This is a genomic window from Pseudomonas sp. (assembly GCF_049590575.1).
Taxonomy (GTDB): Bacteria; Pseudomonadota; Gammaproteobacteria; order Pseudomonadales; family Pseudomonadaceae; genus Aquipseudomonas.
In genome coordinates, this window is sequence record NZ_JBAWDE010000282.1 from 1 (window position 1) to 6654 (window position 6654).

At 64.7% G+C, this 6654-nt stretch carries 6 protein-coding genes and 2 pseudogenes; 1 reads left to right on the plus strand and 7 read right to left on the minus strand.

Features of this window, described 5'->3' with window-relative positions; genetic code table 11:
* The 7 genes and pseudogenes from WBR57_RS19525 to WBR57_RS19555 form a co-directional block, all read right to left on the minus strand.
* A pseudogene (locus tag WBR57_RS19525) lies at window positions 1–331 on the minus strand (aminomethyltransferase); the annotation flags it as partial.
* Between the two features lie 2 nt (window positions 332–333).
* Complete coding sequence (locus WBR57_RS19530; RefSeq protein ID WP_424085737.1) at window positions 334–1701, minus strand: NAD(P)-binding domain-containing protein; 1368 nt, start codon at window positions 1699–1701, stop codon at window positions 334–336.
* Between the two features lie 20 nt (window positions 1702–1721).
* On the minus strand, window positions 1722–2588 hold the full coding sequence (purU, locus tag WBR57_RS19535) for a formyltetrahydrofolate deformylase (RefSeq protein WP_424085738.1): 867 nt from the start codon (window positions 2586–2588) through the stop codon (window positions 1722–1724).
* A 30-nt stretch (window positions 2589–2618) separates the two neighbouring features.
* Window positions 2619–3749, minus strand: coding sequence for an aminomethyltransferase family protein (locus WBR57_RS19540; protein WP_424085739.1), 1131 nt, complete (start codon window positions 3747–3749; stop codon window positions 2619–2621).
* A 29-nt stretch (window positions 3750–3778) separates the two neighbouring features.
* Window positions 3779–4795, minus strand: a complete 1017-nt coding sequence (locus WBR57_RS19545; RefSeq protein WP_424085740.1) for a heme-dependent oxidative N-demethylase family protein — start codon at window positions 4793–4795, stop codon at window positions 3779–3781.
* 11 nt (window positions 4796–4806) lie between these two features.
* Window positions 4807–5736 carry a PDR/VanB family oxidoreductase gene (locus WBR57_RS19550; protein ID WP_424085741.1) on the minus strand — a complete coding sequence of 310 codons (930 nt, stop codon included), beginning with the start codon at window positions 5734–5736 and terminating at the stop codon, window positions 4807–4809.
* Window positions 5733–6176, minus strand: a complete 444-nt coding sequence (locus WBR57_RS19555; protein WP_424085743.1) for a dimethylamine monooxygenase subunit DmmA family protein — start codon at window positions 6174–6176, stop codon at window positions 5733–5735. Before WBR57_RS19555 ends, WBR57_RS19550 begins: the two co-directional genes overlap by 4 nt.
* A 225-nt stretch (window positions 6177–6401) precedes the next feature.
* Here WBR57_RS19555 and WBR57_RS19560 point away from each other — a divergent pair.
* Window positions 6402–6654: pseudogene (locus WBR57_RS19560) on the plus strand (histidine kinase); the annotation flags it as partial.

The following is a 6654-nucleotide window of genomic DNA, read 5'->3' on the forward strand; positions in this document are numbered from 1 at the left end:
CGGGCGGGCTGTCGTCATCCCACAGCGAAGCGGCCTGGGGCAATGTGTGTGGGTCGATGCCACGTCGGCTGAGCGCCTGGCCGACACGCTGGGGCACGCGACAAGCCTTGGCACCGTGCAGGCCCCAACTGGCCAGGGCACTGCGCCCGTTGGCGTCGAGGGCCAGCAGCTCGCAGGTTTGCCGGCCTTCGATGTCGATTACTTGCAGGCCGTCGCCGGGCTGCAAGTCGACCAGGGTCACGCCGCCTGCGGCCACGCGGTAACGTTCCTGGTCTGGCGCGCGGGCAAACAGTCCGGGTTCGCGGGGTTGGGAAACACGCGGTGCGTTCATCGTCAGCCAACCGACTTGATGGGCGTTGCGGGTTCACCCAGGTATGCCGCCATCGAGTCGTCCAGCGCCTGCAGCCACGGCGTGTGGTGCGGCGGCGACTGGGTGCCGGTCATCAGCGAGCGGTAGGATTTGTCGCGATAACCCATGATGTTTTCCGCCTTGTCGTGCTTCCAGTGCAGGAAGGTCTGGTTGACGGCGGCGATGTCGAAATTCGGGTAATCGGTGGCGTCCACCAGGTGCTGGATGTAGGCGCCCTGGTACTCGAACATTTGCTGGTTGGTTTCCAGGGTCTGTTCGCGTGCGTGCCACTGCTGGCTGTCGGCGACCATCTCGGCCTGGCTGGGCAGCGCGATGCGCCCGAGGATTACATCGCGGGCGTACCAGGCCTGGGCGTCGAACATGTTGAAGGAGTACCACTGGTCCTGCATGCCAAGGTAGATCAGGCGCGGGTTGGGTTCCCAGAACACGCCCTTGTAGAGGTTCATCGGCCACAGGCGGTTGTCGGTTTTCAGGCTCAGCTCATCCGGCAGGAACGGGAAGTGATGCTTGTAGCCGGTGCACAGGATCACCGCGTCGATGTGCTTGCTGCTGCCATCGACAAAATAGGCGCGGTTGTTTTCCAGGCGCTGAAGCAGCGGTTTTTCTTCCCAGTTATCCGGCCAGGCATAGCCCATCGGCGCGCTGCGGTAGCAACTGGTGATGCTGCGCGCGCCGTATTTGTAGCATTGCGAACCGATGTCCTCGGCCGAATAGCTGCTGCCGACGATCAGCAGGTGCTTGTCCTTGAACTCCAGCGCTTCGCGAAAATCATGAGCATGCAGAATGCGCCCGGCGAACTGTTCGAAGCCTTCGAAGTACGGCACCTTGGGCGTGGAGAAGTGGCCGCAGGCGTTGATCACGTAGTCGAATGTTTCGCTGGTCAGGGTGTCGCTGTTGTAGTCGTGGGCCTGCAGGGTGAAGCGCTGGGTCTGTGCATCGAAGGTGACCTGGCGCACCACATTGTTGAAGCGGATGTACTCGCGCACCCCGGCTTTTTCCACGCGCCCCTTGATGTAGTCCCACAGCACTTCGCGCGGCGGGTAGGAGCCGATGGGGCGGCCAAAATGCTCTTCGAAGGTGTAGTCGGCGAACTCCAGGCATTCCTTGGGGCCGTTGGACCACAGGTAGCGGTACATGCTGCCGTGCACCGGTTCGCCGTTTTCATCCAGGCCGGTGCGCCAGGTGTAGTTCCACATGCCGCCCCAGTCCTGCTGTTTTTCAAAGCACACCAGTTCGGGGATGGCGGCACCCTTGTCGCGGGCCGACTGGAAGGCGCGAAGTTGCGCCAGGCCGCACGGGCCGGCGCCGATGATTGCTACGCGTAAAGTCATGAGCGTGCCTCCTGAAGGTTTCAGCGAAAGATCACTGTCTTGTCCTGGTTGATGAACACCCGGTGCTCCAGGTGGTATTTCAGGGCTTTGGAAAGGGCCACGGTTTCGGTGTCGCGGCCGATGGCGACCAGGGAGTCGGGCAGGTGGGTATGGTCGACGCGCTGGATTTCCTGCTCGATGATCGGGCCTTCGTCGAGGTCGCTGGTGACGTAGTGGGCAGTGGCGCCGATCAGCTTCACGCCGCGGTCGTAGGCCTGGTGATAGGGCTTGGCGCCCTTGAAACCGGGCAGGAACGAGTGATGGATATTGATTGCCCGGCCCGATAGCTGCTGGCACAGGCCGTCGGACAGGATCTGCATGTAGCGCGCGAGCACCACCAGGTCGGTCTGGGTGTCTTCGATGATGCGCAGCAGCTCGGCTTCCTGGCTGGCCTTGTTGTCTTTATTGACAGGCAGGTAGATGAAACGGATGCCCTCACGCTCGGCCATCGCTCGCAGGTCGAGGTGATTGGAGACTACGGCGGTGATGTGCATGTCCATCTCGCCCTTGCGGTGGCGGTAGAGCAGGTCGGTGAGGCAGTGGTCGAACTTGCTGACCATCAGCAGCACGCGGGTCGGTTGGCGCGAACTGAACAGCTGCCACTGCATGTCGAAGCCGCCGGCGAGGTCGCCCAGGCCCTTGCGCAGGGCGCCGCTGTCACCGCTGACGCCGCTGTTGAAACGGAACACCGCACGCATGAAAAACTGCCCGGTGAACTCGTCGTCAAATTGCGCCAGCTCGCTGATGTAGCACTGCTGGTGGGCCAGGCACGCGCTGATCGCGGCGACTATCCCGGACGCCGCTGGGCAGGTGATCTTGAGGATGTAATGTTCGCGGGAGGCGTCCATCGAAGGCTCCTGAATTCAGTGAAGGAAGGCTCAGCCCTTGGCCGTGCGCTTGGTTTTTTCCGGGTCGTCGAAGGGCAGGGCGTGGGTCACGGCGCCCGCTTCAAGGCTGCCGCGCACCTGCAAGGCAATGCCCGGTTTGGCGCAAGCGACGCTCATGCGCGCAATCGCCATCGAGCGTTTGCTCAGGCGCGAGTACATGCCGCAGGTGATCACGCCGACCTGCCGGTTGCCTTGCCACAGGGTGTCGCCGGCCTCGGCCGGGCGTACGCCTTCGAGCAATACGCCGGCGATCTTGAAACGCTCCTGGCCGCGCAGGCGCAGGTGTTCCTCGGCGCCTCGGAACGCTTGTTTGCCGGGGGAGACGGTGAAATCCAGGCCCATTTCCCAGAGGGTGTCGCCGGCTTTCTGGTCGGCGAAGGGGTACATCTGCGAGTTGTCGTAGGGGAAAAACATCAGCGAGCTTTCCACCCGCAGCCAGTCCAGGGCGGTGAAGGCGCAGGGGATGATCCCCAGGCTGGCGCCCTGTTCGAGGATGCTGTCCCACAACAACGGCGCGTCGGCGGCCTTGCAGAAAATCTCGTAGCCGCGCTCGCCGGTGTAGCCGGTGCGGGAGATCATCACCGGGCGGTCGAACAGGCGCGTTTGCAGGTGATGGAAATACGGCAGCTGGCGAATGCCGGGCACGTGTTCGGCGAGAAAATCCACCGCCAGCGGGCCTTGCAGCGACAGGTCGTGCAGGTCGTCATCGAACAGCACCGCCACTTGCCGGCCCTGGGCCGAACGCACGAGCATTTCATGCCCGGTGCCGGCGCCGTGCACCACCATGAACGCATTGGGCCCGGTGCGGTAGACGATGCAGTCATCGACGAACTTGCCATCCTCGTCGAGCATCGAGGCATACACCGATTTGCCCGGGTAGAGCTTGGCGATGTCGCGGGTGGTCGCCCACTGCAACAGGCTTTCGGCGTGGGGGCCCACGTAGTGGACTTTTTTCAGGCCGGACACGTCCATCAGCCCGGCGCGGGTGCGGATCGCTTCGTGATGGTCGGCCAGCGCGCTGCTGTAGGTCCAGGCAGTGCCCATGCCGTTCCAGTCTTCAAGGTTGGAGCCGAGGGCGCGGTGCCGTTCGGCCAGTGCAGAGATACGCCATGAGTGGGTCATGTGGGGTTCCTTGTCGTAGAAGAAAGGGGTCAGGCCTGCGGGTCGAATTGGCTCAGCCACTCGACCAGCGTGTGGCGGTAGCGGGTCATGCCCTTGTAGTCGGCGATGGGCTCGGGCAGGTCGCGCAGCACGCGGTGCAGGCGGCAGCCCCAGCCGGGTTGGGTGACCAGCTCGTCGAGGCTGATCAGGTAGGTGCGGATGCTGAACATCACCGCGTGGCTGCGGGGCAGGCGCGCCATCACTTGCAGCTCGACCCGCAGGTGCACCTGCTGCCCGACGTTCTGTGCGGTGATCTGGCCGCGGTCGGCGCCCCATTCATGGAAGGTCTCGGGGGACGAATCCAGGCGCGGGTTGATGGTCAGCGTCCAGTTCAGGCGCCGCACTGGCTGGCCGACCTGCAGGTTGAGCAGGTATTTCAAGGCGCGGTCGAACACGCCCATTTGATGGGCCATCGGCACCGGGGCATGCCATTGCTTGAAGCTCATGCCGGCGTCGAACGCCAGCGACCAGTCGGCGGGGCCGGTGATCAGGCCGGCGTCCATGTACAGGTCGCCGTCGCGCTGGTCGAGCAGGGCGAAATCCCCCTGCACCTGGCGGCCGATGTACTCCAGCGGTGCACAGGGCAGGCTGGCGGCGTCGCCGAAGATAAATGCCTGATCGATGTCCAGCAGGTGGTTGCGCCAATGCCAGTGGTCACCGTCACGCGTCAGGCTGAACCCCTGCGGGTAGTCGGTGGCCAGGTGTTCCATGATCATTTGCAGCGCATCCCAGGCCGCCACGTGCATGTGCGGCATGACCAGGTAGCGCCGCGGGTCCTTGTCCAGCACCAGGGCGCGTTCGGCCATTTCCGAACGGTAGTGCTCGTCGATGTCGAAGGCGTGCTCATAGACCGAACCGGGGTCGCGGGAGGTGGCCGGCTCGATATTCACCGAGTACAGGTAGCTGTCCTCGCTAAACGGAAAGGGGAAACGGCGGATCGCCGCCGGGCTGTTGCGAAAGCTGAAGTCGTCGCGATAGCTCAGCACGGGGCTCGATTGCAGGGGCATGGCACTCACTCCTATAGGTCCAGCGAAACGCAGGGGCCGCTGCCGCGCGAGACGCAGGGCATCAGAAATTCGGCCTGCTCGGCCGGGCTGAGGAAGCTGTCGCGGTGTTCGATGGCGCCGCCGGTGTGGCGGGTGATGCATTGGCCGCAGACCCCGCCACGGCACAGGTTGGGCACCTGCAGGCCGGCGTGCTCCAGGGCTTCGAGCAGGCTTTGCTCGGCCTCCACACGCAGGCGCTGGCCACTGCGCAACAGGTGCAGCTCGAAGGGCTGGCCCGCTTGTGCGCCTTTGAACGCCTCGGCGTGCACGCGCCTGGGCGGCCAGCCGAGGCGCGTGGCCTGCTGCTCAACCGCGTCGAGCAGGGACTGCGGGCCGCAGCTGTAGACGTGGCTGCCCAGCGGCCGATTGCCGAGTATCCGGCTCAGATCAGGGCGCTGGTCGTAGGTGTGCAGGCACGCCCCGAGGCGCTGTTGCAGCTCATCGAGATAGGCGTCGCTGAGGCCCGGCCGGAACAGGTAATGCAGTTCGAAATCGGCCTGTTGCTGTTGCATCGCGGCGATATAAGCCATGAACGGCGTGATGCCGATGCCGGCGGCGATCAGGATATGCAGGCGTGCGGTGCCATGGGGCGCGAACAGGTTGGCCGGTGGCGAGATCTGCAAGGTGTCGCCGACCTGCACCTGGCGATGCAGGTACTGCGAGCCGCCGCGCGAGGCCTCTTGCAGGCGCACGGCGATGCGGTAGTGCCCGGTGTGCGCCGGGTCGCTGGTGAGCGAGTAGGCGTTGCGCACCTTGCCCTCGGCCAGCGGCAGATGAACCTGCACATGGCTGCCGGGCGAGAAGCCGGGCAGGCTGCCGTCGCAGGCAATCAACGTGAATTCGCGCACCACCGGGGTGAGCATGCGCGCGGCGCTGACCTGCACGGTGAGGGTCGCGTTCATGGCTGGAACCCCGCATAGGGCTGGTCGGGGTTGATGCACACGCCGAGGTACGCGCCCAGGCGCCTGGAAAAATGCGTGCGCACTTCCAGCCCGACGTGGCAACCGATGCAGCTCAACACGGCGGCCGGCCCGGCAGCTTGCGTCAGGCCACAGTGCGCGCAGTACACCTGGCGCAGGCCGAGCGTGCAGGTCATGCTGATCTCGTCGTCTTCGAGGCCGGCGGCGCGTGCCTCGCCGTGAATGCGCCACACAAAGGCTTCATCCCCCAGCAGGTAGAGCCGGCAGCCCACCGTGGCGCCTGCCAGCGCCTGTTGCAGGCGCCGGGTGAAGTCGGGTTGCTCGCCGTTCAGCAGCAAGGGGCGGTGCAGGTCGCGGATGAATTCTGCGCTGGCCGCTGCCGATTGCATCACCACGATGGGGCGGCTGAGGGTGTGCGTCATGCGGGCTCCTCCAGGGTGAGTTGTGTTTCCTGTTGGGAGAGATACTTTCCTATGGGGAAATTCTTCTCAATCTGGAAAAAGGGCTATGCCTTTGGAGATAAGCCTTGCGGCGCGGGCATTCGGGGCATGGAAGTTGCTGGGCTTTGCCGTATGCAAAGCAACCGGACGGGGAGGCATCGACGCGTGCGAACACGACCAATAAGGTGGCCGCTCTGGTTAGGGCCTGTGCGCCCGACACAAGCGAACAGCGTGCGCAAGCTGCTGGCGCGGTTGCCCCTGGACCTGGCGCACGCTGACGGTGCCTTGTCCGGTTTGCTGGACCGTTTCGACGCACTGCTGCCGCCTGCCAGGCTGAACTTGATCCTCGGCGGTGAAGACCTCAGCCCGACGCGACGCGGTTTGATCGACGGCTGCCAGGACGTGGCCACGTGCCCGTGGCGCAACGCGAGCGTGGCGGACATTCCCCTGGCGTGTGGCC

Coding starts and splice junctions, on each gene's coding strand:
- WBR57_RS19530 (WP_424085737.1), bottom strand. CDS start 1,701: ATGACTTTACGCGTAGCAATCATCGGCGCCGGCCCGTGCGGCCTGGCG.
- purU (WP_424085738.1), bottom strand. CDS start 2,588: ATGGACGCCTCCCGCGAACATTACATCCTCAAGATCACCTGCCCAGCG.
- WBR57_RS19540 (WP_424085739.1), bottom strand. CDS start 3,749: ATGACCCACTCATGGCGTATCTCTGCACTGGCCGAACGGCACCGCGCC.
- WBR57_RS19545 (WP_424085740.1), bottom strand. CDS start 4,795: ATGCCCCTGCAATCGAGCCCCGTGCTGAGCTATCGCGACGACTTCAGC.
- WBR57_RS19550 (WP_424085741.1), bottom strand. CDS start 5,736: ATGAACGCGACCCTCACCGTGCAGGTCAGCGCCGCGCGCATGCTCACC.
- WBR57_RS19555 (WP_424085743.1), bottom strand. CDS start 6,176: ATGACGCACACCCTCAGCCGCCCCATCGTGGTGATGCAATCGGCAGCG.